Origin of the sequence: Microbispora oryzae, from assembly GCF_017896165.1 — a bacterium.
In the GTDB taxonomy this organism is placed as follows: domain Bacteria; phylum Actinomycetota; class Actinomycetes; order Streptosporangiales; family Streptosporangiaceae; genus Microbispora; species Microbispora oryzae.
The window spans coordinates 253,798-277,527 of sequence record NZ_JAFCNB010000009.1 but is presented as its reverse complement, the minus strand read 5'-3'; the positions used below and the strand labels follow the sequence as shown (position 1 = coordinate 277,527).

Annotated in this window: 21 protein-coding genes and 3 tRNA genes; 15 read left to right on the top strand and 9 right to left on the bottom strand. The window is 71.5% G+C overall.

Features of this window, described 5'->3' with window-relative positions; translation table 11 throughout:
* Positions 1–46: 46 nt before the first annotated feature.
* The 4 genes from JOL79_RS18760 to JOL79_RS18745 form a co-directional block, all read right to left on the bottom strand.
* Entirely contained in the window at positions 47–1,627 is a 1,581-nt protein-coding gene (locus JOL79_RS18760; RefSeq protein ID WP_210157114.1) for an amino acid adenylation domain-containing protein, read from the bottom strand.
* 631 nt (positions 1,628–2,258) lie between these two features.
* Positions 2,259–2,489 (bottom strand): hypothetical protein, encoded by a 231-nt coding sequence (locus JOL79_RS18755; RefSeq protein ID WP_210157113.1) that lies wholly within the window; start codon positions 2,487–2,489, stop codon positions 2,259–2,261.
* On the bottom strand, positions 2,486–3,331 hold the full coding sequence (locus tag JOL79_RS18750) for a nucleotidyltransferase domain-containing protein (RefSeq protein ID WP_210157112.1): 846 nt from the start codon (positions 3,329–3,331) through the stop codon (positions 2,486–2,488). The genes JOL79_RS18755 and JOL79_RS18750 overlap by 4 nt, the downstream gene beginning before the upstream one ends.
* On the bottom strand, positions 3,328–4,020 hold the full coding sequence (locus JOL79_RS18745; protein WP_210157111.1) for a nucleotidyltransferase domain-containing protein: 693 nt from the start codon (positions 4,018–4,020) through the stop codon (positions 3,328–3,330). The genes JOL79_RS18750 and JOL79_RS18745 overlap by 4 nt, the downstream gene beginning before the upstream one ends.
* Before the next feature lie 75 nt (positions 4,021–4,095).
* Here JOL79_RS18745 and JOL79_RS18740 point away from each other — a divergent pair, with 75 nt between their 5' ends.
* The 4 genes from JOL79_RS18740 (at position 4,096) to JOL79_RS18725 (ending at position 7,809) form a co-directional block, all read left to right on the top strand.
* The gene (locus tag JOL79_RS18740; protein WP_210157110.1) at positions 4,096–4,680 is read left to right on the top strand and encodes a hemerythrin domain-containing protein; all 585 of its coding nucleotides are present in this window, start codon (positions 4,096–4,098) and stop codon (positions 4,678–4,680) included.
* Positions 4,681–4,716: 36 nt separating this feature from the next.
* Positions 4,717–5,709 (top strand): adenosine deaminase, encoded by a 993-nt coding sequence (add, locus tag JOL79_RS18735; RefSeq protein ID WP_210157109.1) that lies wholly within the window; start codon positions 4,717–4,719, stop codon positions 5,707–5,709.
* Between the two features lie 183 nt (positions 5,710–5,892).
* Positions 5,893–7,140: a hypothetical protein gene (locus tag JOL79_RS18730; RefSeq protein WP_210157108.1), complete on the top strand. Its 1,248-nt coding sequence runs from the start codon at positions 5,893–5,895 to the stop codon at positions 7,138–7,140.
* Between the two features lie 162 nt (positions 7,141–7,302).
* Positions 7,303–7,809, top strand: coding sequence for an ATP-binding protein (locus JOL79_RS18725; protein ID WP_210157107.1), 507 nt, complete (start codon positions 7,303–7,305; stop codon positions 7,807–7,809).
* Here JOL79_RS18725 and JOL79_RS18720 read toward each other — a convergent pair.
* Positions 7,751–8,281: a winged helix-turn-helix transcriptional regulator gene (locus JOL79_RS18720; protein WP_210157106.1), complete on the bottom strand. Its 531-nt coding sequence runs from the start codon at positions 8,279–8,281 to the stop codon at positions 7,751–7,753. The genes JOL79_RS18725 and JOL79_RS18720 overlap by 59 nt on opposite strands.
* A gap of 87 nt (positions 8,282–8,368) precedes the next feature.
* On the opposite strand from JOL79_RS18720, the gene JOL79_RS18715 reads away from it, so the two are divergent.
* Both JOL79_RS18715 and JOL79_RS18710 read left to right on the top strand, forming a co-directional pair.
* A complete protein-coding gene (locus JOL79_RS18715; protein WP_210157105.1) occupies positions 8,369–9,784 on the top strand; it encodes an MFS transporter in 1,416 nt (471 codons plus the stop codon).
* A gap of 117 nt (positions 9,785–9,901) precedes the next feature.
* Entirely contained in the window at positions 9,902–10,867 is a 966-nt protein-coding gene (locus JOL79_RS18710; protein ID WP_210157104.1) for a sulfotransferase family protein, read from the top strand.
* A 4-nt stretch (positions 10,868–10,871) separates the two neighbouring features.
* Here the strand turns inward: JOL79_RS18710 and JOL79_RS18705 are convergent, their stop codons facing one another.
* Positions 10,872–11,759: a hypothetical protein gene (locus JOL79_RS18705; protein WP_230985005.1), complete on the bottom strand. Its 888-nt coding sequence runs from the start codon at positions 11,757–11,759 to the stop codon at positions 10,872–10,874.
* 273 nt (positions 11,760–12,032) lie between these two features.
* Between JOL79_RS18705 and gnd the strand changes: the two genes are divergently transcribed.
* Positions 12,033–13,454, top strand: a complete 1,422-nt coding sequence (gnd, locus tag JOL79_RS18700) for an NADP-dependent phosphogluconate dehydrogenase (protein WP_210157103.1) — start codon at positions 12,033–12,035, stop codon at positions 13,452–13,454.
* Between the two features lie 108 nt (positions 13,455–13,562).
* Here the strand turns inward: gnd and JOL79_RS18695 are convergent, their stop codons facing one another.
* Positions 13,563–15,158, bottom strand: a complete 1,596-nt coding sequence (locus JOL79_RS18695) for an MDR family MFS transporter (RefSeq protein WP_210157102.1) — start codon at positions 15,156–15,158, stop codon at positions 13,563–13,565.
* 109 nt (positions 15,159–15,267) lie between these two features.
* On the opposite strand from JOL79_RS18695, the gene JOL79_RS18690 reads away from it, so the two are divergent.
* Positions 15,268–15,819 carry a TetR/AcrR family transcriptional regulator gene (locus JOL79_RS18690; RefSeq protein WP_210157101.1) on the top strand — a complete coding sequence of 184 codons (552 nt, stop codon included), beginning with the start codon at positions 15,268–15,270 and terminating at the stop codon, positions 15,817–15,819.
* 108 nt (positions 15,820–15,927) lie between these two features.
* Positions 15,928–16,617 (top strand): rhomboid family intramembrane serine protease, encoded by a 690-nt coding sequence (locus tag JOL79_RS18685; RefSeq protein ID WP_210157100.1) that lies wholly within the window; start codon positions 15,928–15,930, stop codon positions 16,615–16,617.
* Between the two features lie 34 nt (positions 16,618–16,651).
* Here JOL79_RS18685 and JOL79_RS18680 read toward each other — a convergent pair whose 3' ends face one another.
* Positions 16,652–17,827, bottom strand: coding sequence for a sensor histidine kinase (locus tag JOL79_RS18680; RefSeq protein ID WP_210157099.1), 1,176 nt, complete (start codon positions 17,825–17,827; stop codon positions 16,652–16,654).
* Positions 17,828–18,030: 203 nt separating this feature from the next.
* Between JOL79_RS18680 and JOL79_RS18675 the strand changes: the two genes are divergently transcribed.
* Positions 18,031–20,532 carry a DEAD/DEAH box helicase gene (locus tag JOL79_RS18675; protein WP_307848602.1) on the top strand — a complete coding sequence of 834 codons (2,502 nt, stop codon included), beginning with the start codon at positions 18,031–18,033 and terminating at the stop codon, positions 20,530–20,532.
* Positions 20,533–20,538: 6 nt separating this feature from the next.
* Here the strand turns inward: JOL79_RS18675 and dusB are convergent, their stop codons facing one another.
* Positions 20,539–21,651: a tRNA dihydrouridine synthase DusB gene (gene dusB / locus JOL79_RS18670; RefSeq protein ID WP_230985004.1), complete on the bottom strand. Its 1,113-nt coding sequence runs from the start codon at positions 21,649–21,651 to the stop codon at positions 20,539–20,541.
* Positions 21,652–21,779: 128 nt separating this feature from the next.
* Between dusB and JOL79_RS18665 the strand changes: the two genes are divergently transcribed.
* From JOL79_RS18665 to JOL79_RS18645, 5 genes are all read left to right on the top strand, one after another.
* Positions 21,780–22,475: an ACT domain-containing protein gene (locus JOL79_RS18665; protein ID WP_210157097.1), complete on the top strand. Its 696-nt coding sequence runs from the start codon at positions 21,780–21,782 to the stop codon at positions 22,473–22,475.
* 21 nt (positions 22,476–22,496) lie between these two features.
* Positions 22,497–22,568: transfer RNA gene (locus tag JOL79_RS18660), tRNA-Gly, on the top strand.
* A 26-nt stretch (positions 22,569–22,594) separates the two neighbouring features.
* Positions 22,595–22,665, top strand: a tRNA-Cys gene (locus JOL79_RS18655).
* 32 nt (positions 22,666–22,697) lie between these two features.
* Positions 22,698–22,772: transfer RNA gene (locus JOL79_RS18650), tRNA-Val, on the top strand.
* Positions 22,773–23,069: 297 nt separating this feature from the next.
* Entirely contained in the window at positions 23,070–23,693 is a 624-nt protein-coding gene (locus JOL79_RS18645; RefSeq protein WP_230985003.1) for a hypothetical protein, read from the top strand.
* Positions 23,694–23,730: the final 37 nt, after the last annotated feature.

Here is a 23,730-nt window from a genome sequence, read left to right as displayed (position 1 = left end):
ACACCTTTCCCTTGTTCGGTGTTCGTTCGTGCTCGTGCTCGTCCGCTCACAACACCCGGGCGCCGTCGCCGTCGTGGCGCAGGCGGCGGGCGAGGGCGCGGCGGTCGACCTTGCCGTGCGGGCTCAGGGGAAACTCGGCGACCTCGACGAGGCGCTGCGGGATCATGCCCTTCGGCAGCGCCCGCAGCAGGTCTCCGCGCAGGCCGCGGCCCTCGATCGGGCCGTTCGCCGGGAGCACCGCCGCCACCAGCTCGGTCTGCCCCCGCGCGTCGGGAAGCGCGAGCACCGCCGCGTCCCGCACGCCGGGATGACGCCGGATCGCCGTCTCCACGTCGCCCAGGTCGATCCGCATGCCACGGACCTTGACCTGGGCGTCCACCCGGCCGACGACCATCAGTTCGGACGTGGCGGACACGTAGCCGCGGTCGCCGGTCCGGTGCAGCCGGACAGGAACGCCGTCCCGCTCCACCGTGACGAACCGCGCCTCATCCTCGGGGGCCGGGTCGAGATAGCCCGGCCCCACTCCCGTGCCCGCCACGCAGATCTCGCCGACCTCGCCGTCGATGACCTCCGCGAGACCGTCGTCGAGCACGAGGACCCGCGTGTTGTGAATGGGCCGTCCGGCGGGCACGGAACCCGCGAGGTACGACTCGTAGTCGGACAGGACGTGGGCCGTGGAGATGTCCGTGCACTCGGCGACGCCGTAGACGTTCGCCAGAGTCGCCCGGTTGCCCGGCAGCCGGGCCCAGTCCGCGAACCGGCTCGCCGCCGGAGGCTCCCCGCCGAGGAAGACGCGGTCGAGCTCGCGCAGCACCTCGCCGCCGCCCGCCATCTCGTGCTCGGCCAGCAGGTAGAAGGCGCTCGGCGCGCAGTGCACGGCGCGTGCCCCCAGCTCGCCGATCAGCCGGTACGCGAGCCGGGGATCGAAGTGACGGCTCGGCAGCAGGTGGACGGCCGCCCCGGCGAACAGCGGCAGCATGAGGGCGCGCTGGGTGATGTCGAACCCGAGCGGGCTGATCACCATGCCGCCGGACCCGGGGCCCAGCCGATACTCCGTGCAAAGCCAGTTCAGCAGGTTGTACCAGCCGCGATGATCGACGGTGACGGCCTTGGGCGTGCCGGTGGAGCCCGATGTGCACACGACGTAGCACAGGTCGTCGCCGCGCGTGCGAACCTCCGGCGCGGTGACCGGCAGCGGGTCCAGCCGGGGGCCGAGCTCCACCAGGTCCAGCAGGTGGCCGCCGGGCACCAGCTCGCGGGTCTCCGGCGTGACCGCGATCAGATCCATCCGCGCCAGGCGGGAGATCATCAGTCGCAGCCGGTCCTCGGGGTACGTCGGGTCGAGCGGCGCGTAGGCGGCCCCGGCCTTCAGGACGCCGAGAATAGCGATCATCAGTTCGGGCGTCCGGTCGGCGCACACGCCCACGATCGATCCGCGCCCCACGCCCTGGAGGCGGAGAAAGTGCGCGAACTGGTTGGCCCGGGCGTCGAGCCGTCCGTAGCTCCACAGTTCCCCGGTCCCGTGGGTCAGCGCGATGCGGTCCGGATGCCGGCTCGCGTGCGAGCCGACCACCGCGTGGACCGCGGGCTCGGCCGGCAACTGGACGTTCTGACCGCATAGGACCACGCCACTCCCCCTTCGAGGCGATCGGGACACCCGGCTCTCACCGGGTCGGCGTCATCCAATAAGCCACGCCTCCACAGGGCCCTCAAGAGTCAAAACTGCCGGACGGTGGCGCGCGCGTCACCAGGCGGCTCACATGCCCCGGCACGCGCTCGCGCATTTCCCCGGGCCCATCACGCCGGGTCCGCTCACGCAATCTCCGGCCGTTTCCGTACACGCTCGTCCGGCCGCCGGTAAGCACCGGATCTGGTTTTGGGGAAACGCCGGAATTCCGGCCGGAAATCACCGGCCGGGCCTCATCGCGGGCCGCCGGGGAAGGCATCGGGCAGGCGGTGGGAGCGCCGAGAGCCGGCGGCGTGACCTGGGCCGCGTCACCCGCCGCGGTCGAGAGGGGAAATCGCCGCCGTCCGCGCGCACGAGGCGCCCGCTTATCCCGGACGGGGCGCCGGAGGCCTATTCCGGACATCCTTCTCCCGCCGCGCGGGAAAGGCGTCGTACCGCGCGCGGAAAGCGGCGCCGCCGAATCCCGGAATCAGCGACGGCGCACAAACGAACATATGAGCGAGCACACGCGAGACCGCGGTGGCGGCAGGCGAAAATCTCTCGATCGCCACCGCGATCCGGCTCGCGCGGACTACGCGGACGTTCCGGAGATCTCGCTGAACAGCTCCAGCGCCGCCCGGCGCACCTCGTCGGGCGTGAGCCCGCCCAGGGCGGTCCGGGCCTCGGACAGGTCTCTCGTGGTGGCGAAGGTGATGGCGACCGACTTGGCCGCGGCATGCCTGATCGAACCGGTGGGAGCGCTGTCGGCCAGCTTCTCCGCGGTCGCGGCCAGGTCCAGGTTGTCGTTGAACGAAGTGGTCACGCGGGTCTCCCGGGATGGTGGCGGCTCGACCTATTATCCGCGACCGGGTCGCCGCGCCGCGAGCCGACCCGGGAAAAGGGGCCCTCGTCGCGGCCCGCCAGACGTGTACGGATGACGAGGTCGTGCAGCGCGTCCCCGGCGGACGGCCCGCCGGGCAGGTGGGAGGCGTCACCGGCGGCCTCCAGGACGGTGGTCAGCCGGTCGAGATCGCGGTCGAGCGCGGGCCGGTCCGGAGCGTCCTCCGGCAGGGCCCCGTGCTCGGCCGACCGCTTGGCGGCGACCAGGTCCGGCAGGTAGGCGGGCCCCTCGTCGTACAGGCGGGTGAGGTCGGCCTCGAGATCCCCGGTCCGCATCAGACGGATGCCCGTCAGCAGCACCCTGAACGCGTACAGCAGGGGCTTCAGCTCGCCCGTCCGGTCGAACAGCCGCCGCTGCGTGCGGGCGAACCCGAGATAGTGGTGGGCGTGGTGGCGGGTGAGGCAGCCGGGCGCCAGCGCCACCAGTTCCTCGTGCAGCGGCGTCGTGTACACGACGAGGGGCGACAGCAGCTGCTCCAGGACGTAGCCGTTCTTGTTCAGCAGCAGGCGGCAGAACTTGGCGAGGTCGTGTGTGACGAGGTCGACCTCGACCCCGTCCCTGGTCCACGAGTGGACGACCGTCTCCTCGCCCGTCCGCAGCCCGACGATCTCCTCCAGCGGCAGGACGTGCACGCCCCGCAGGTCGACGTCGGAGTCGTCGGAGGGGAAGCCGTACAGGTGGGCGCCGCTCACGGTCGCGAAGCCCAGCGGATGCGGCTGCCCGCCCGGGATCTCGCCGAGCCAGCCCGGCAGCACCGCGGTCACAGCGCCGACCTCCGCGCCCCGGCGAGGAACGCCTCGACCGCCTCACGGTCGGGACGCTCCGGCAGCGCCACGCCCGTCCGGGTCCCGTCCAGATCGGCCAGCAGCTCGTCCCGCCAGCGCGTCACGTCCGGCCACGGCGTCTCACCCCGTCGTACGGCCAGGAGGCGGTCGCGATGGCCGTCGACGCGGACCAGCGGCTCCCCGTGGCGGGCCAGGTGGACGGCGCAGAGAAGCAGCCGCAGCGCGTGCATGGCCATCTTCCCGGCTCGCGCGTCCTTGCCGGCCGGAGCGCCGCCGTCCCCGCGCGTGGACCCGCCGAGCCGGCGGAACTGGCGTCCGGCGTACTCGGCGCAGGCGTCCACCGCCTTGCGGGAGAGGAACGCCCGCCGCATGCCCCGCAGCTCCTCTCCTACGGGCAGCGCACGCTCGACGATGGGCGACCAGAGGCACTCCAGGACGGTCGGGTTGGCGGCCAGCGCGAGCACGCAGAAGCGCTCGACCTCCCAGGAGAACTGCTCGGGCATCGGACCCTCCACGTGCTCAGGAGGCTTGTCCAGGCGCCAGAACGCCTCGGTCGGCGCGACGAACACGCCCCGCCTGTCGACGTCCGAATCGTCGGTGTCCAGTCCGTACGCGCGTGAGCCGACCACGACCGACAGAATCGTTCCCTCCGGGACCTGGAGCTCCATGCCGCAGGATCCTGCCAGAAGGATGTCCCGGTAGGCTCCCTCGAAATCAGGACGACTCGGAGGTAATACCGGGAAATGGGTGACAACGGGCCTCTGCGGGCCACATCGGCTGCGGGCCGGCTCGACGAGTCCACCCGCCCGCGCCTGCCCAAGCGCGACCTGGCCGCGCTGCCGCCCGCCCAGCAGGAGAACGGCCGCCGGCTCGTGCTCATCCACGACCACCTGCGCCGGGAGCTCGCCCAGGTCAGGGACGCGGTGGAGCAGGTGGCCGAAGGACGCGTCGAGGCCGCCGCGCTGCGTTCGATGATCAGCGAGCTGACGATGCGGCAGAACTACTGGACTCTCGGCGCGTTCTGCGCGTCCTACTGCCGGCTGCTGACCACACATCACACGATCGAGGACGAGCACATGTTCCCGTCCCTCGCCCGCGCGCAGGAGTCCCTCGCGCCGGTCGTGAAGCGGCTGGAGCAGGAGCACGAGATCGTCGCCGAGGTGCTGACCGATCTCGACGCGGCACTGGTGGCCATGATCGAGGATGCCGACCGGCTCGACGGGGTGCGGGAGCAGGTCGACCTGCTGTCGGAGGTACTGCTGTCGCATCTCGCGTACGAGGAGGAGGAACTGGTCGAGCCGCTCGCCCGGCTCAACCTGCCCCTCTGACGGGCGTCGCGCGGGCCCTGTCCTATCCTCGCGGGCATGCGGGAGATCGTCGCACTGCCCAAGGCCCACCTGCACGTCCACCTGGAGAGCACGATCAGGCCGGGGACGCTCCACGAGATCGCCGAGGCCAACGGGCTACCGGTCCCCCCGGTCTCGGACGGGACGTCCTTCGACGGCTTCCGCGCGTTCGCCGACCACAATTCACTCCTACGGGACTGCCTGCGACGGCCGGAGGACTTCCGCAGGATCGCCGTCGAATTCTGCGAGGACGAGGCCGCGCAGGGCACCGGCTACGCCGAGGTGACGTTCACGGCGGCCTCCCACGGCGAACGGCTCGGCGACCTCGAGATGCCCCTGGACGCCGTCCTCGACGGACTGGCCGAGGGGTCGGCCACGTACGGCGTGGAGTGCCGGGTGCTGCTCGACCACTCCCGCAGGCGGTCCGCCGGCCGCGCCCGGCGCACTCTCGGGCTGGCCACCGCCCACGCGGACCGGGGCGTCGCCGGCATCGGCATGGCCGGTGACGAGTCGTACCCGCTCGCGCCGTTCGCCGAAATCATCGAGGCGGCGGCGGACGCCGGGCTCCACCTCGTCCACCACGCGGGCGAGACGGAGGGCCCCGCGAGCATCCGGGAGGCGCTCGCCCTCGGGCGGACCGAGCGGCTGGGCCACGGCGTGCGCGTCCTGGAGGACGCCGATCTGGTCGCCGAGGTGCGCGAGCGGGGCGTCCCCCTGGAGGTGTGCCCGTCGTCGAACGTCACCCTCGGGCTCGCTCCCTCGCTCGCGGCCCACCCGCTGCCGCTCCTGCTCGACGCCGGGCTGACCGTCACGCTGAACACCGACATCCCGCTGACCGCCCGGACGTCGCTGGCGGAGGAGTACGCCCGGGTCAGGGACGCCTTCGGATACGGCGACGACGTCCTGGCCGCGCTCGCCCGGGCGTCGGTCGACGCGTCGTTCGCCCCTGAGGCCACCAAGGAGCGGCTGCGCCGCGGCGTGGACGAGTGGCTCGCGTCCCCGGTCTCCTGAGTCGTCCCCAAGGCGTCCCTTGACCTGAGGCCTGAGCCGGGGCCTGAGCCGTCGCTTGAGTCGATGCTTGAGGTGCCGCACGTCCCAATCGCCACAGGCGTAGGCCGCCGTTTCCGGTACCGGCGCGGCAGGCTTCTGGAATGATCGCGATAAAAAGTGTCGGACGTCGAAAGACCGTGACTGATGCCCCCCATTGATCAGATAACCGCCTTCGCGTCGGAGCACCCCGTCGGAGCGGTATTCATCTGCCTGTTCGCCCTGGTGCTGCTGGCGGCGATCTATTTCGCGTTGCACGTGGCCGTCCGCGCGGTGTCCAGGATGCTGCGCCGCTGGGCCGGTGGCCGCCCCACCGAGGACATCCTCACCATCGTCGCCGCCAGCATCGCCACCGGCGTCTCCGCCCAGGGAATGTGGCGGTTCTCCGGGGACGTGCTCGGATTCGACGGACCGCTGCGGCTGCTGCTGTTCGCCTTCATCGAGGTCGCGGTGATCACCAGCGCCGTGCGGGCCCGCCGCAACATGCGGGAGAACTACTCCGCCGGCATCGACGGCATCGCCGTCTGGGCTCTCACCTGCCTGTCGGCGGTGCTGTCCAGCATGGACGCCCGCAGCGTCGCCGAGGCCGTGTTCCGCCTGGCCGCCCCGCTGGTGGCCGCCTGGCTGTGGGAGCGCGGCATGGCCATCGAGCGGCACCGCATCACCGGCCGCTCCCGCATCAACTGGCGGCTCACCCCGGAGCGGGTGCTGGTCCGCGTCGGCCTGGCCGAGGCGAGCGACCGCACCGCCAGCGAGGTCGACGCCCACCGCAAGCTCACCCAGGTGGCGCTGGCCGCCAAGCGGGCCCGCGCGCTGCGCGAGGCGGGCGCGTCCCAGCGCAAGATGCGCGTCGCGCTGGCGAAACTCGACCGGGCGATGGACCGCGCCGTCGAATACACGGGCCTGGCGGTCGACGACAAACGGCAGGAGGAGTTGCTCTCCCAAATTGGAGCGCTCTACAATACGGCCGCTCTGATCGACCTCACCCCGCCCGTGCCGTGGGCGCCCGACGAGCCCGAGGGACCCGCCGCGCTGCCTCTCCCCGGCACGGTCACGGTCCTCGACGAGGACGACGAGGAGGACCGGCCCGCCGACCCGGCGCCGCAGGTCGACACCGCCCAGCGCGCCGCCCAGATGCGCTCCGCCCGGCAGTACTGGGAACAGCAGATCGATCGCAAGTACGTGCCCCGCGCCGCCGACATCGCCCAGGAGGTCGGCATCCCCATCGGCACCGCACGGGAGTGGCGGGCGCTGTGGAAGCTGGAGCCGCAGGCTCACGCGCTGCTGGAGGCCGCCTTCCGGGAGCACGGCATCGTCGACACCGGCACCTTCCCCGCCATCGAGGTGCCCGACCGGGTCCTCACCGTGAACGGTTCGGCCGCGGCGGAGCACTGACCGCGCCCCGCCGCCGGGCACTCCGCCGGTCGCTCCCCTGGGTCACCACGCCTGCCGGAGGTCATGCCCGTGGTCCGTACGGCTAGCAGACTCCTACTTTCTCGTGACATCTCGGTCAGGCGTGGGGGCGTCATGTAAGCGCGGCGAGAGTGGGAGGATGCCATGGAGATCTCGGGGGACGGCGCGGGCAACCGCGTGGCACGGCTCGGCGGCGGGCGCGACCAGGTCGGCCGGGCCCGGAGACTGGTGTCGGCCACCCTGGGGCGCGATCACCCCCGGCACGACGACTGCGTGCTGCTGACAAGCGAGATCGCCACCAACGCCGTCCTCCACTCGCGTTCCGGCGCGGGCGGTACCTTCACCGTCACCGTCGCGCGCCTGGCCGACCGGATCCGCGTCTGCGTCGAGGACGGCGGCTCCGCCAGGCCGCCCTGCGCCGGCCATCCGGTCGCCGGCGGCTCGACCGGCGGCCGCGGTCTTCCGCTTCTCGACGCTCTGTCGGACCGCTGGGGGCTGGTCCGGGAGTGCGGCCGCACCATCGTGTGGTTCGAGATCTGGTTCGACGCCGAGCGGGACCCGCGGCCGGTCCCGCGTGAGGGCCACTGGGCGGCTAATCGACCTCGGCCAGCGGCCGCAGCAGCCGACGCGGCCCGGACAGCGCGCGGCTGACCTGATCGCTACGGTCCTCCCGCGTGGGCCGCATGGGCCGGAAGGCGACGTCCTCCGGCGGCACCAGGCCGTTCCCGCACCGAGGGCACCCACCGGCGGGATCGAGCCGGGTGCCGCACTCCGCGTGCGTGTAGGCCCTGCTCGGCCCGTCCGGTGACAGGTGCCGCCCGCCCCACCGGCTGAGCGCGTACACGGCGGGCCACAACTCCCGGCCCATCTCCGTCAGGACGTACTCGTCGCGTGGCGGCGAGTCCTGGTAGCGGCGTCGTTCCAGCACCCCCGCCGCGGTGAGCGTCTGGAGCCGGTCGGACAGGACCGCCCGCGGGATGTCGAGATGGGCGACCAGGTCGCTGTAGCGCGTCACGCCGTAGAACGCGTCCCTGATCACCAGGAGCGTCCACCGCTCGCCGACCAGCTCCAGGGCCCGCGCCAGCGCGCAGTCCTGACCTTCGTAGTCCTTGCCCAGCGCCATGGGCCAAGTCTAACCCAATCAGTTCAGTCAATGAATCAACTCTGCTAGGATCCCCTAAGTTCAATCACCGAACCATGGAGTCCAGCAGTGACGACATCGGCACCCGCCGCAGTCCACCCCGTCATCGACCGCCGGCACCGCTCCGCCACCCTCGTGCTCGGATGCGCCGCGACGCTGCTCGTCCTGATGAACTACGCCGCCCCCGCGGCGACCCTCCCGCAGACGGCCGCCGGCCTCCACGCCGGCCCGGCCGGCCAGGTCTGGATCCTGAACGGCATCGCCCTCGGCCTCGCGGCGCTGCTCCTCAGCGCCGGAACCCTGGCCGACGACTACGGCCGCAAGCGGGTGTTCGTGATCGGCCTGGTCCTGCTCGCCGTCTCCGCCGCGGCCGCCGCACTCGCGACGAACCTCGGTGTCTTCCTGACCGCGCGCATCGTCCAGGGCGGCGCGGGCGCGGCCCTGCTCGTCTCCAGCCTCGGCATGATCGGGCACGCCTTCCCGCCGGGGCGCGAACGGGTGCGCGCGACCGCCGCGTGGGGCGCCATGATCGGCGGCGGGCTCACCATCGGGCCGCCGCTGTCGGCGATCCTGACCCAGTGGGCCAGCTGGCGCCTGATCTACGTGGTCGTCGCCGCGGTGTCCGGGCTGCTCGTGCCGGCCGCGGCCGCGTTCCTGGAGGAGTCGCGGTCCGAGACGCCCGGAAAGGTCGACGTGCCGGGCGTGGCCACCCTGGCCCTCGGGCTTGCCGCCCTGCTCATGGCCGTCACGCAGGGCCGCACCGGATGGGCCGGTCCGGAGGTCGCCGGCCTGTTCGCCGCCGCGGCGGTCCTGCTCGCGGCATTCGTCGCGGTGGAGCTCAGGCGCCGGGCGCCGATGCTCGACCTGGCGCTGTTCCGCCGCCCGCTGTTCCTCGTCTCGATCTCCGGGGCCCTCGCCACCGGTCTGTCGATCATCGGCCCGATGTCGTACCTCGCGGCCCTGCTCCAGGTGACGAGCGGCTTCACGCCGCTGGGCACGGCGGGGGCCACCGCCGTGTGGACCGGCACGTCCGTGGTGACCGCGATCGCCGGAGGCCGGCTGCGGCTCCTCGGCCGTACGCAGCTCACGATCGGCCTGGCCGCCGCCGCGGTGGGCGAGCTGGGACTCCTCGGCATGGCCGCGCACTGGTCCTGGCCGCACGCCACCGTGGGTCTCGTGCTCATCGGCGCCGGCAGCGGCCTCGCCAACGCGGCGCTGGCCCGCCTGTCGGTGGAGAGCGTCCCGGCCGGGCGGGCGAGCATGGGCTCCGGGGCGAACAACACCGCCCGCTACATAGGGGGATCACTCGGCGTGGCCGTCTCCGTGGCCGTCTCCGTGGCCGTGTCGGGCGCCGCGCGCTCCCCGGCCGTCGGCACCGACGCGATGCTCTGGACCGGCGTCGCGCTGGCCGCCGCGGGCGCCGTGCTCGCGATCGTGCTGCGCGAGCGGAACGCGCAGGATCATCGGACGAGATCCATGAGGTAGGGGAAGACCAGTGCGCCCGATGAGATAGGTCCGGCCGCCTTGGTGGTAGACCCACTCCGATGAGACCCTTTCCAGGAGGTGTTTACTACAAACCTTGTCGGGAAATGGGAGGATGCGATGGCCCTGCCGGACTTCTTGATCGTCGGTGTGCCCAAGGCAGGCACCACCGCGCTGCACGCGGCCCTCTCCCGTCACCCGGGGCTGTTCATGTCCCCGGTGAAGGAACCGAAGTTCTTCCTCACCGACGGCCCCCCTCCCGCGAAGGGCGGGCCCGGTGACGCCCAGACCTACCGGGAGCACGTCTGGCGCCGATCCGACTACGAGGCCCTCTTCGCGGATGCTCCGACCGGCGCGCTCCGTGGCGAGTCGACCCCGTTCTACCTCTACGACAGGCACGCCCAGCGGCGGATCAGAGCGGCGGTCCCGGACGCGCGGCTCATCGTCTCCCTGCGCGACCCGGTGGAACGGGCGCACTCCAACTGGACCCACCTGTGGTCGGCGGGGCTGGAGCCGATCGGCGACGTCATCGAGGCGTGCGCGGCCGAGCGGTGGCGTGCCGCCGAGGGCTGGTCGCCGTTCTGGCACTACGTGGGTCTCGGCCGGTACGGCGCACAGCTCAGGGACCTCTACTCGCTGTTCCCGCGGGAGCAGGTGCTGATCCTGCGCTACCGCGACCTGGTCGACCGTCCCACCGAGACCCTCGATCGCATCTGCGGGTTCCTCGGGGTCGAGCAGGGCCTGCTGACCGAGATGCCGCGCGAGAACGTCACGGCTCACCCGCCGCAGACACGCCGCCACCGCGCGCTGGCGAGGATCGCCCGGCTCGGCGACCCCCTGCTGGGCCGGCGGCTCACGGGGCCGCTGGAGCGGCTGCTGCAGCGCAGGGGACACCCGCGGCAACCCCTGACGTGGGCGCAGCGCCAGGAGCTGCTGTCCTACTTCGCCGCCGACATCGCCCTGCTCCAGGAGATCACCGACCAGGACTACGGCGACTGGCTGCGCCCGCGCGAGCGGTCGGGCGGCCTGGTCGGCAGCCGGCCGACGGGCCAGCGGCAGGCCCGCAACGGCCGCCCGCGTGACTGAGGGCTCAGGCCGTCCCGGTACGCAGCTCGGTGCGCAGCTCGTGCGTGCCGTCGGCCCGGGTGAGCTCGTAGTAGAGCCGGTGACCGCCCTGGACCGGAACGACGGACAGGTAACGCAGCCCTCCCGCGCCGTACGGCGAGCCGGCGGCCGGCTCGGTGCCGACGGCGGTCAGCGTGGACGGATCGGGGCCGATGGCGACGCCCGTCCTCTCCTCGTAGTTCTCCGCGGCCGTGGCGCGTCCGTCGTAGTAGGCGATGACGGTCTCACCGGTGAAGGTGACGGCGCTGATCCGCACGCCGCGCGCGTCCCACTCCTCCGGCCTCCGGTCGAGCGCGGTGCCCTGCCAGACCCACTCCAGGCCGTCGACGCTGGTCGCGTAGTCGGTGACCATCTGGTCGGCCTCCTCCGGAATCTCCAGCGGATGGCAGGACGCCCACAGGTGCCACATGCCGCCGTGGTGAAGGATCACCGGGTCCTTGACGCCGGTCTTGAGGTCTCCCGGGAGCACGACCCGCGCGTTCGCGGGATCGAAGCCGCCGGGGTCGCCCGCCTCGATGACCTCCACCCGCCAGTGCTTGGTGCCGTACGTCGCGCAGCTGAGATAGAGCCGCCACACGCCGCCGGGTGTGAGCACGAGGGCCGGCCGCTCCAGCGACTCGGTCTTCATCTCCTCCTTGGTGATGGTCAGCAGCGGCTCGAAGCGCTCGCCGTCCGCCGACCTGGCCACCTGGACGGCGTAGCCGCGGCCCTCTCCGAGGGGCCGGCGGAGCCGGTAGGCGAGGTAGATCCATCCGCCCGCGCTGACGGCGCTGGGAGCGCCCGACCAGAATCCCGGCCCGTCACCGGGTGGGGGAACCGCGACGACTGACCGTTCCGGCTGCGGTGTGAACACGTGGATCTCCGTTGTGTGACGACTGCGACGACGGTGGACGGCCCGGCCCCGGGCGTTCCCTCCTGATAACAGAGGTTCGGGGGAGACTCCAAGCGTCCTCGCCCACCAGGCTGCCATCTCTATACAAAACCCGCTGAGTTTAAAGGGTTTTGTCATGGTACGTCATCAGGCGGCCAGGTCGGACCGGCCGCGGCTCGACAACCGCCGCGACCCCTTCTCGCAGGGGCCCGGCCGATCCGACGTACGGCGCGCCTGGGGTATATGACTGGAGGCATGAAAAAAGCAGATGTCGGGGTGACCGGACTCGCGACCATGGGGCGCAATCTGGCCCGCAACTTCGCGCATCACGGCCACGTCGTGGCGGTGCACAACCGGACGCAGAGCCGCACCGACGAATTCATGGAGCAGTACAAGGACGAGGGCGCCTTCCTGTCCTCGGGCTCCGTCGAGGAGTTCGTGGCCTCACTGGAGCGGCCGCGCAAGGCGATCATCATGGTGAAGGCGGGCCCGTCCACCGACGCCGTAATCGAGGAACTGGCCGCCCACATGGAACCGGGCGACATGATCATAGATGGGGGCAACGCCCACTTCGCCGACACCCGGCGGCGTGAGGCGGCGCTGCGCGAGCGCGGCCTCCACTTCGTCGGCACCGGCATCTCCGGCGGCGAGGAGGGCGCGCTCAACGGCCCCAGCATCATGCCGGGCGGCGCCGCCGAGGCGTACGAGACGCTCGGCCCGCTGCTGGAGGACATCGCGGCCAAGGTCGACGGCACCCCGTGCTGCGTCCACGTCGGCCCCGACGGCGCCGGGCACTTCGTCAAGATGGTGCACAACGGCATCGAATACTCCGACATGCAGCTCATCGCGGAGTCGTACGACCTGCTCCGGCAGGCCCTCGGGCTGAGCCCCAAGGAGCTGGCCGATGTCTTCCGGGAGTGGAACCGGGGCGACCTCGAGTCGTACCTGATCGAGATCACGGCCGAGGTGCTCGGGCACGTCGACCCGGTCACCGGCAAGGCGTTCGTCGACGTGGTGGTCGACCAGGCCGAGCAGAAGGGCACCGGCCGGTGGACGGTCCAGGGCGCGCTCGAGCTCGGCGTCCCGGTCACGGGCATCGCCGAGGCCGTCTTCGCCCGCGCCCTGTCCGGGCACCCCGAGCAGCGGGCCGCGGCCCGCTCGCTGGCCGGGCCGTCCGGGACCGCGGCCGACTCCGGCCTGGTCGAGGACGTGCGCCGCGCGCTGTATGCCTCCAAGGTGGTCGCGTACGCCCAGGGCTTCGACCAGATGGCGGCCGCGAGCCGCGAGTACGGCTGGGACCTGAACCTCGGCGCCATGGCCACGATCTGGCGGGGCGGCTGCATCATCCGGGCCCGGTTCCTCGACCGCATCCGGGCGGCCTACGACGCCGAACCGGCGCTGCCGTCCCTGCTCGTGGACCCGACCTTCGCCGCGGTGCTGGAGGAGGCGCAGGAGTCATGGCGCAAGGTGGTGGCGACGGCGGCGACCATCGGCGTGCCCACCCCCGGCTTCTCCTCGGCCCTGGCCTACTACGACGGCCTGCGGCGCGACCGGCTGCCCGCGGCGCTGATCCAGGGGCTGCGTGACTACTTCGGCGCCCACACCTACCGGCGGGTCGACACCGAGGGCGTCTTCCACACCGACTGGTCGGGCGACCGCGCCGAGCGCCCCGCCTGATCCCGGTTCCCGGGCCCCCGCGCGACCGCGCGGAAACCGGTACGGCTCACGCCCCGCGCGGGGCGTGAGCCGTACCGGCCTGTCAGTCAGTTGCCTGTCAGCTGTCCGTCAGTCGAAGGCGGCGACGGGCGCCGCCGCCTCCTCCTGCGGCTGGTTCTGGCCGGGGGCGCCGCTGCGCAGCGCCACGTGCTTCACGAAGACGGCGATCACCGGGACCAGCGCGGCGAACACGATCGCCCACATGAAGACCGAGCCGATGGCGCCTGCGAGGGACTCCAGGAGCGGCACCTTCACCTGCGCGGGCAGCTGGGCGAGCTGGGCCGGGTCCATCCGGCCGCCCTCCAGGTTCACGCCCTGGGCCATCTGGGGGGGAAGCCGGTCGGCCAGGTTGGCGGCGAGCTGGTTGTTGAAGATGGCCCCGAACAGCGAGACACCGAACGAGCCGCCGATGGAGCGGAAGAACGTCGAGGCGCTGCTGGCCACACCGAGGTCCTTCTGCTCGACGCTGTTCTGCGCGATCAGCATCGTGGTCTGCATCAGGAAGCCCATGCCGAGGCCGAGCACGGCGATGAACACGCCCGTCTGCCAGGAAGGGGTGTAGGCGTCCTGCAGGCCCAGTAGGAACATCCCGACGGCCATGATCACGCCGCCGACCACCGGGTAGATCTTGTACTTGCCGGTCTTGGTGATCGCCCGGCCGACGAACAGGGACACGACCATGGCCGAGGCCATCATCGGCAGCAGGAGCAGGCCCGAGTTGGTCGCCGTGGAGCCCTGCACCAGCTGCTGGTAGAGCGGGATGAAGCTGAGCGCCCCGAACATCGCGAAGCCCAGCAGGAAGCCGATCAGCGAGATCAGCGTGAAGTTGCGGATCCGGAAGACGTGCAGCGGGATGATCGGCTCGGCCGCGCGCCGCTCGATGGGGATGAAGGCGGCGATCGCGACCAGCGCCAGGGCCGCCAGTGACAGGATCTGCCAGGAGCCCCACGCGTACCCGTGCGACTGGCCGCCCCACGAGGTGATCAGGACGAGCGCGGTGATGCCGACGGTCAGCACGCCGGCGCCGAGCCAGTCGATGCGGTGCTCGGTCCTGTGCTTCGGCAGGTGGAGCCGGGCGATCAGCCAGACGAGGGCCACACCGCCGAGAGGCAGGTTCACGTAGAAGGCCCAGCGCCAGTCGAGGTTGTCGGTGATGAATCCGCCGACGAGCGGGCCGGCGATCATCGCGAGCGACATGATCGCGGCCATGATGCCCTGGTACTGGCCCCGCTCCCGGGGCGGCACCAGGTCGCCGATGATGGCCATCACGTTGACCATGAGGCCGCCCGCGCCGAGGCCCTGCAACGCCCGGAAGGCGATCAGCTCGGCCATTCCGTCGCTCGTGCCCCCCAGCAGCGACGATCCCGCCATGCCGCACAGCGCCGATCCGACGAGGAACAGCACGATCGAGCCGATGAAGATGTTCTTGCGGCCGTACAGGTCGCCCAGCTTGCCCCAGATCGGGGTCGACACCGTGGTCCCGAGCACGTAGGCGGTGGTCACCCACGTGAAGTACTCGAGACCGTTCAGTTCGCCGACGATCCGCGGCATCGCCGTACCGACGATCATGTTGTCCAGCATGGCGAGCATGATCGCCAGCATCAGGCCGGGCAGGACGGCCATTACTTCCTTCGACCGCCCAGGCACGGCCGCGGCCTCGGTCATGGAGGCGCCCCCTTGTGGTAAAAAAGCTTACTTGACGACCGGCTAGTGACCGGGCATAGGGTATTTTCCCTACTTGCCGGCCGTCAAGTAAATAAGGGAACAGCCACGCATGGGTGCACAGAAAGACACGCGGACCCGCATCCAGGAGGTCGCCCTCCAGCTCTTCACGGAGAAGGGGTACGAGGCGACATCGCTGCGGGAGATCGCCGAGATACTCGGCGTGACCAAGGCCGCGCTGTATTACCACTTCCGCACCAAAGAGGACATCGTGGCCAGCCTGACCGAGGACCGGATCGCCGCCCTCGACGAGCTGATCGCATGGGCGGCCCGGCAGCCACGCGGTCCGGAGACGCGCAGGGAGATCCTCCGCCGGTACGCGGCCGACATGACCGGGCCCCGCCACCACGCGGTCATGCGCTTCATGGAGCGCAACCAGACCGCGCTGCGGGGCCACAGCAAGGTCGAGGTGATCCGGGAGCGGTCGACGGAACTCCTGCGGGTGCTCGGCGAGCCGGGCGACACGCTGACCACCTCGCTCAAGCGGGCGATGGCGGTGTTCACCCTGCACATGGCGTGGTTCGTCGCCCCCGACACCGAGGCCACCGACGAGGAGCGGGTGGCGGCCGCCCTGGCCGTGGCGGAGGAGCTGATCGAGGGTTAGGCGGCGTCCGGCGCCCCCGAGATCGCGGCGAACGGCGATCTGGCGGCGACGGCCTGTCCGGACGGGTCCGCCGGCGGTATCTTTCCCGGGTCATCGACCGTCATCGCGATGGGACGGAGAGGTGCCGTGACCGACGGCCGCACCGCTGAGATCATGATCGCCGAAGCCCGCAAGGCGTTCTGGGTCATGGTGGGCTTCCTGGCCCTGATCTGGGTGATCCAGGTGGTCAACTGGGCCGACGGCTACCGGCTCAGCTTCAGCTACGGGATCAGGTCCTGGGACGCCGGGGGGCTGCCCGGCATCGTCACCGCGCCGCTCCTGCACTGGAGCTGGGCCCACATCGAGGGCAACTCGGGGCCGCTGTTCATCTTCGGCTTCCTGGCCGCCTACCGGGGCGTACGGCGCTTCCTGGGCGTCACCGGCCTCATCGCGGTCGCCAGCGGAGCGGGATCGTGGTTCACCGCCGCCCCCGGTTCCGTGGGCGCCGGGGCCAGCGGCCTCGTGTTCGGATATTTCGGGTACGTCCTGGTTCGCGGCGCCTTCGACCGGCATCTGATCGACATCGTCATCGGCCTGGTCATGGGCCTGTGCTTCGCCTACCAGTTCGCCGGCCTGCTGCCCGCGGAGGGCATCGGCTGGCAGGCCCACCTGTTCGGGTTCGCCGGCGGCATCCTGGGCGGCTACCTCTTCCGCGACCGCCGGACCGCCTCCGGGCCACCGCCGTCCGGGGCCCGGCGGCCCGCCTCCGACGGCCCTCGCTCGGCCCTGCTCAAGGAGATCGAGGACCTCGGGCTCTGAGGCCCGGCGCGGCCGATGAGACCCGGCCGCGGGGTCAGTGCTCGGTTTCGGGCGGGGGCACCGTGGCCGACAGCGGGATCACCGCCGACAGGGCGAAGCCGCCTTCGTCCGTCGGCCCGCAGGTGAGCCGCCCGCCGAGCGCGCTGACCCGTTCCCGCAGCCCGGCCAGCCCGTAGCCCGGCTCCCGTTCGCGCCCGGGCCGCCGGTAGCAGGGGCCCTCGACGTGGCCGTCGACGGCGCCGTCGACGGCGCTGTTCACCACCGACACCTCCACCTCTTCGTCGCGCATCAGGCACCGCACCCTGACGTCCGACTTCCGCGCGTGCTTGCAGACGTTGCTGAGCCCCTCCTGGACCACGCGGAAGCACGCGTGACCCACGTCGCGCGGCGGCTCCCGGTCGCCGAGGTCGTAGCACAGGTCGACCTTCAGACCGGCGTCCCTGCTCTCCCGCACGAGTCTCGGGATGCCCTGGCACCCCTCCGCCGACGGCGGCAGGTCCCTGCGCCGCAGAGAGGTGAGCAGTTCCCGCAGCTCCGTCAGCGCCCGTACGCCCTTGTCCTCGATCGTCCCGGCCATGGCGCGGATCTCGTCCGGGTCGTCGGTGTCCTGGATCATGCCGGCGTTGAGGACCATGACGGTGACGGCGTGGGTCACCGAGTCGTGCAGCTCCCCCGCGAGGCGGCGCCGTTCCGCCGACGCGGCCTGCTCCTCCCGCGTCCGGACCTCCCGCCACAGCCGCGTCATCATCTCGCGGTGGTCCCGCGCCCACGTGCCGACCAGCGCCGGGGCGTAGACCAGGGTAAGGGCGCGCACGGCGGAGATGACGACCTGCCCGCCCGTGTACCGCCCGGCGCTCTCGGCGATCACGTAGACGACCGCCAGCCCGGCCGCCGCCCGCTGCCAGCGGCGCACCGTGCCCCGCGCCGTCATCGAGTACGCCGCGAGGGTCAGCGGCACGAGCGATCCCGCCAACGCGGCGCAGGCCACGGCCCCCGCCATCAGGGGCCACGCCGTACGACGCCGGGCGAGCACCGCGACGGCGGTGGCGAGCGCCACGAGGACCCGGATCGGCGCGGGAGCCACCACGAGCGCCAGGAAACCGCCGGTGGACGCCGGCGGGATCGTGAAGGCGAGGATCGCGAGCGCCAGCAGCAGGTCGACGATCCGATCCCGGCTGCGGGCGACGACCTCTGCCCACTTCTGCCCCATACCGCTAGTTTGTGTGCTTGACCTGCGAATACTCCCCTCGCCACACCTTTTTGCGGTAGCCGGGCCCGGCCTTTCCGGTCCCGTTCCCGTCCTGCGCCGTTCCGGGTGTGTGGCGACCGGTTCCGGGTTCGTTCCCCGGGCGATCGGGACGGGCGGGGCCCGGCGGGTCGAAACAGTGCGGCGACTTGGGCAGGATGGAGGGCGTGAGCGACAGCACGAGCCTTCTGCGGCGTCTTCCCCCCGACCCGGCACCCGACGCGGTCTTCGACGCGTTCGTCGCCTGGAACACCGAACGGGGGCTCACGCTCTACCCGGCGCAGGAGGAGGCGCTGATCGAGGTCGTCTCCGGCAACAACGTGATCGTGGCGACGCCCACGGGCTCGGGCAAGAGCCTGGTGGCGGCGGGCGCCCACTTCGCCGCGCTGGGCCGGGACGAGGTCAGCTTCTACACCGCGCCGATCAAGGCCCTCGTGTCGGAGAAGTTCTTCGACCTGTGCGCGCTGTTCGGCACCGAGAACGTCGGCATGATGACCGGGGACGCCTCGGTGAACGCCGACGCCCCGATCATCTGCTGCACCGCCGAGATCCTCGCGCAGATCGCCCTGCGTGACGGCGCGGACGCCGACGTGGGCACGGTCATCATGGACGAGTTCCACTTCTACGCCGAGCCCGACCGCGGCTGGGCGTGGCAGGTTCCGCTGCTGGAACTGCCGCAGGCCCAGTTCGTCCTGATGTCCGCCACGCTGGGCGACGTCGAGCGGTTCGAGAAGGACCTGACCCGCCGGACGGGCCGTCCCACGAGCGTCGTCAAGCACGCCGAACGGCCCGTGCCGCTGCTGTACTCCTACCGGGTCACCCCGCTGCACGAGACCCTGGAAGAGATGCTCTCGACCCAGCAGGCCCCCGTCTACGTGGTGCACTTCACCCAGGCCGCCGCGATGGAGCGGGCGCAGGCCCTGATGAGCATCAACATGTGCACCAAGGCCGAGAAGGAGGCCATCGCCCGGCTCATCGGCGGCTTCCGCTTCACCACCCGGTTCGGCCGGGCGCTGTCCCGGCTGGTCCGGCACGGGATCGGCGTGCACCACGCCGGCATGCTGCCCAAATACCGCAGGCTGGTGGAGAAGCTGGCCCAGGCCGGGCTGCTGAAGGTCATCTGCGGCACCGACACCCTCGGCGTCGGCGTCAACGTGCCCATCAGGACGGTCCTGTTCACCGCGCTGTCGAAGTTCGACGGCAACCGGGTGCGGCGGCTCCGGGCCCGGGAGTTCCACCAGATCGCCGGGCGGGCCGGCCGGGCCGGGTTCGACACCGTCGGCTACGTGGTGTGCCAGGCGCCCGACCACGTCATCGAGAACGAGCGGGCCCTGGCGAAGATCGGCGACGACCCGAAGCGGCGGCGCGGCTACGCCCGCAAGAAGCCGCCGGAGGGTTTCGTCGGCTGGAGCGAGGAGACGTTCGAGAAGCTTCAGACGGCCGAGCCCGAGCCGCTGACCTCACGGTTCAAGGTCAGCAACGCCATGCTGCTCTCGATCATCAACCGGCCGGGCGACTGCTTCCAGGCCATGAAGCGCCTCCTCACCGACAACCACGAGGACCGCGCGGCGCAGCGGCGGCACATCAGCCATGCCATCGCGATCTACCGGTCGCTGCTGGCCGGGGGCATCGTGGAGACCCTGCCGGAGCCGGACGACCTCGGCCGCAGGGCCAGGCTCACCGTCGACCTGCAGGAGGACTTCGCGCTCAACCAGGCCCTGTCCACGTTCGCCCTGGCCACGTTCGAGCTGCTCGACCCGGGGTCGCCCACGTACGCGCTGGACGTGGTGTCGATCGTCGAGTCCACCCTGGACGACCCGCGGCAGATCCTGCACGCCCAGCTCAACAAGGCGCGCGCCGAGGCCGTCGCGCAGATGAAGGCCGACGGGATCGAGTACGAGGAGCGAATGGAGCGCCTCGCCGAGATCACCTATCCGATGCCGCTGGCCGACCTGCTCTTCGGCGCGTACGAGACCTACCGGCGCGGCCACCCCTGGGTGGGCGACCACGTGGTCAGCCCGAAGACGATCGTCCGGGACCTGTACGAGCGGGCCATGACCTTCACCGACTACATCCAGTTCTACGAGCTGGCCCGGTCGGAGGGCACGGTGCTGCGCTACCTGGCCGACGCGTACCGGACGCTGTCGCGGACGGTGCCCGAGCATCTGAAGACCGACGAGCTGATCGACCTCATCGAGTGGCTCGGCGAGCTGGTGCGCCAGGTGGACTCCAGCCTGATCGACGAGTGGGAGAAGCTGGCCAACCCGTCGCAGGCCCTGGAGGAGCGCGACGAACTGGAGACCCGCATCCGCCCGGTGACCGCGAACCCCCGCGCCTTCCGGGTGCTCGTCCGCAACGCGATGTTCCGCATGGTCGAGCTGGCCGCGCTCGACCGGGAGGAGGAACTGGTCGAGCTTTACCCGGACGTCGACTGGGCCGCCGGGCTCGACGCGTACTACGACGAGCACGACGAGATCGGCACCGGCCCGGCCGCCCGCGGCCCCGCCCTCCTGCTCATCGAGGAGGAGAAGGAGCTGTGGCGGGTCCGGCAGATCGTCGACGACCCGGCCGGAAACCACGACTGGGGCATCGGCGCGGAGGTCGACCTGGCCGCGTCCGACGAGGAGGGGCAGGCCGTCCTCCACGTCACCGGGCTCACCCGCCTGTAGGCGGGCTCAGCCGCCCGAGGTGGCGTCCTCCGCTCCGGCGCCGGGGACGGCCGTGTCGTCCGGGTCGTCGAGCCAGCCGTGCGGCAGGGCGACCTTCGACCGCTCGCCGCTCTTGCCGCGCGGGCCGTCGGCCTCGTCCGGCCAGGGCTGGCCGGCGTCCAGCTCGGCGACCCGCTCGGCGAACTCGGCGAGCGTGCCGGCCGACGTGAGGGCCCGGCGGCTGTCCGCGCCGACGACGAAGCCCTTCAGATACCACCCGACGTGCTTGCGGAAGTCGGCCAGGCCGTGCCGCTCGTCGCCGATCACCTCGCACAGGAGCCCGGCGTGGCGCAGCATCATCGCGCCGACCTCTCCCAGGGTGGGCCGCGCGCGTTCCGGTGACCCGTCGAAGGCGCGGTCGAGGTCGCGGAAGAGCCACGGCCGTCCGAGGCAGCCGCGCCCGATCACCACACCGTCGCAGCCGGTCTCCGCCACCATCCGGAGGGCGTCGTCGGCGCTCCAGATGTCGCCGTTGCCCAGCACGGGGATCTCGGGCACCGCCTCCTTGAGCCGCCGTACGGCGTCCCAGTCGGCCGTGCCGCCGTAGTGCTGCCGCGCGGTGCGGGCGTGCAGCGCGATCGCGGCCACGCCCTCGCCCACGGCGATCCGGCCGGCCTCCAGGTAGGTCAGATGGTCGTCGTCGATGCCCTTGCGCATCTTCATCGTGACCGGCAGGGACCCGGCGTTGGCGACGGCCTCCCGGAGGATGGCGCGCAGCAGGTTCCGCTTGTACGGCAGGGCCGCCCCGCCGCCTCGCCGGGTGACCTTGGGCACGGGGCAGCCGAAGTTGAGGTCGATGTGGTCCGCCAGGTCCTCCTCGGCGATCATCCTGGCGGCCCTGCCGATGATGGCGGGGTCCACACCGTAGAGCTGGATGCTCCGCGGGGTCTCGTGCTCGCCGAAACGGATCATCTGGAACGTCAGCGGCACCCGTTCGACCAGCGCCCGGGACGTGATCATCTCGGACACGAACAGGCCGCCGCCCTGCTCCCGGCACAGCGTGCGGAAGCCGATGTTGGTGATGCCGGCCATGGGAGCCAGCACCACGGGGGGCCAGACGTCGTACGTGCCGATTTTCATCCGTCCATTCTCCCGCCCGGGGCGCGTGGGCGGGACAACGAGCTTGGACGTGCGGCTTTTGCCCTGGTTAACCTGATCTGGACGAGACATCCGGACGAGACATCCGGACGAGGCATCTGGAGGCAGGCATGCTGCTGCGGCTGAGGATCGACCTGCCCGACCGGCCGGGCTCCCTCGGACAGGTGACGCGGGCGCTCGGATCGGCCGGCGCCGACATCACGCAGGTCACCGTGCTGGACCGGGGCGACGGCCGGGCGCTGGACGACTTCACGGTCTACTGGCCGGACACGGCTCCCCGCGACCACCTGATCGAGGCGCTGCGCGGCGTCGACGGAGTGACGGTCGACGGTGTCTGGGCCACCCGCGAGGCACCGGGGACCTATCCCGAGCTGGAGATCCTGAAGTTCCTCACCACCGCGGGCGATCGGGCGCTGGCCACACTGATCGACTCGATTCCCGTCCTGTTCAGCGCCGAGTGGGCCGCCGCCGCGACCGAGCGGGAGCCCCGGACGGTCGTCTACTCCAGCTGGCGGGCGCCCGCCGACGTGCCCCTCCCCGACGAGACGCCGCCCCGGCCGGCGGCGGCCACCCTGCCGTCCGGCGTGCACGTGATCACGGCGCCGCTGCCCCCGCTCGCGCTGACGCTGACGCTCGCGCGGACCGAGGGATCGGCCTTCCACCGTACCGAGGTGCACCGGCTCACCCGGATCCTGGAGATCTTCCTGACGCTGCCCGCGGTCGAGCGCGGAGCCGACCGCGTCTTCCGGAAGGCCACCGGCGCGCCATTTCGAGTACACACCGGGGTGGAAAACCCGATACAGTAGCGACGTCGCCGCGAGGCGGACGCGGAAGTGGCTCAGTGGTAGAGCATCACCTTGCCAAGGTGAGGGTCGCGGGTTCGAATCCCGTCTTCCGCTCTCAGAGGTCTTCCCGGGCCTCGCTCGGTGGAGTGGCCGAGAGGCGAGGCAGCGGCCTGCAAAGCCGCGTACACGGGTTCAAATCCCGTCTCCACCTCTGTTCGATCGTGTGCCGCGCTTTGGCACCGAGGGCGATTAGCTCAGCGGGAGAGCGCTTCCCTGACACGGAAGAGGTCACTGGTTCAATCCCAGTATCGCCCACCACGCACAGCGGCACCGACTTGCTCATGGACCTCAAGCGCCCGACGACCGCAGGCATCCGCTCGATCGTCGACGAACTCTTCCTGCTCCTCGTACGGAACCATCAGGCAGGCCAGGCTCCCGCCATCGAAGTAGGCGAGAAGACGCCCCGGGGTTCTTCTCAACGCCCTCCGCCGAGCGCACACTGAAAGAGACATGAAGGGCGACTTCTTGGAGTAGCTCGTGCACAGTCACATGCCTCCGATGATGCCGATGCTCTCTCGTGGGAAGCATCGCAGTCCCAGCAAGGGCGCCTGTTTCATGGAGTTCGCGTCCTACCTCGCAGGTGAGCGGTGGAGCGACCATCCGTCGTGCACGCACCCGCTGCTCGCCGGTCTCGCGCGCCTCGTCAACGATCACATCTCCGACGACGCCCGGCCGGGCCTTGCCGAGCTGGTCCCGTCGGTGATCGGCCTGACCGGCGACGACCCGCGGCTGGACGCGCGGATCGCGCTGCGGTGCGCGACGACCGCGCTTCCGGTCGTCGCGCATGATCGGCAGCTCGCCATGGCGGTGTCGATCCTGTCGGCCGAACATGTGCTCGCGCAGGTGGAGGGCCGGCCCGCGGGGCTCGAGGCGCGCAGCCGCGCGGCGTTCGAGCAGGTGCCCGACGCCGCGCACTGGGCCCAGACGTTCGGCCGGGGCCTGCGGATCTCCGCGCGGGGATTCCGCCGGTACGCCGCGCCCAACACGGTGCAGCTCGCGGTCCGCGGCATCGCGCAGGCCTGCGTGCCCGACCCCGACCCGCTTCTGCGCGATCTCCTGGCGGGCGCCATCGCCGACTGCCGGGCCCTGCTCCACGGCGATCCGGCCGAGGAGACGTCCGTCGATCCGGTGCGCTGGGCGGAGGCCTGCCGCCTCACCCGCGGCCGCCAGTCCGCCTGAGGTCCCCGGCGGGCGACGGCTCCCGGCAGGAGCGACG

Excerpts from the sequence above, each read along its gene's own strand:
- JOL79_RS18730 (WP_210157108.1), top strand. The coding sequence starts at position 5,893 with ATGCCCCCCATTGATCAGATAACCGCCTTCGCGTCGGAGCACCCCGTC.
- JOL79_RS18690 (WP_210157101.1), top strand. The coding sequence starts at position 15,268 with ATGGGTGCACAGAAAGACACGCGGACCCGCATCCAGGAGGTCGCCCTC.
- JOL79_RS18645 (WP_230985003.1), top strand. The coding sequence starts at position 23,070 with ATGGAGTTCGCGTCCTACCTCGCAGGTGAGCGGTGGAGCGACCATCCG.
- JOL79_RS18665 (WP_210157097.1), top strand. The coding sequence starts at position 21,780 with ATGCTGCTGCGGCTGAGGATCGACCTGCCCGACCGGCCGGGCTCCCTC.
- JOL79_RS18695 (WP_210157102.1), bottom strand. The coding sequence starts at position 15,158 with ATGACCGAGGCCGCGGCCGTGCCTGGGCGGTCGAAGGAAGTAATGGCC.
- JOL79_RS18720 (WP_210157106.1), bottom strand. The coding sequence starts at position 8,281 with ATGGCGCTGGGCAAGGACTACGAAGGTCAGGACTGCGCGCTGGCGCGG.
- gnd (WP_210157103.1), top strand. The coding sequence starts at position 12,033 with ATGAAAAAAGCAGATGTCGGGGTGACCGGACTCGCGACCATGGGGCGC.
- add (WP_210157109.1), top strand. The coding sequence starts at position 4,717 with ATGCGGGAGATCGTCGCACTGCCCAAGGCCCACCTGCACGTCCACCTG.
- dusB (WP_230985004.1), bottom strand. The coding sequence starts at position 21,651 with ATGAAAATCGGCACGTACGACGTCTGGCCCCCCGTGGTGCTGGCTCCC.
- JOL79_RS18680 (WP_210157099.1), bottom strand. The coding sequence starts at position 17,827 with ATGGGGCAGAAGTGGGCAGAGGTCGTCGCCCGCAGCCGGGATCGGATC.
- JOL79_RS18685 (WP_210157100.1), top strand. The coding sequence starts at position 15,928 with ATGGGACGGAGAGGTGCCGTGACCGACGGCCGCACCGCTGAGATCATG.
- JOL79_RS18710 (WP_210157104.1), top strand. The coding sequence starts at position 9,902 with ATGGCCCTGCCGGACTTCTTGATCGTCGGTGTGCCCAAGGCAGGCACC.
- JOL79_RS18740 (WP_210157110.1), top strand. The coding sequence starts at position 4,096 with ATGGGTGACAACGGGCCTCTGCGGGCCACATCGGCTGCGGGCCGGCTC.
- JOL79_RS18725 (WP_210157107.1), top strand. The coding sequence starts at position 7,303 with ATGGAGATCTCGGGGGACGGCGCGGGCAACCGCGTGGCACGGCTCGGC.
- JOL79_RS18745 (WP_210157111.1), bottom strand. The coding sequence starts at position 4,020 with ATGGAGCTCCAGGTCCCGGAGGGAACGATTCTGTCGGTCGTGGTCGGC.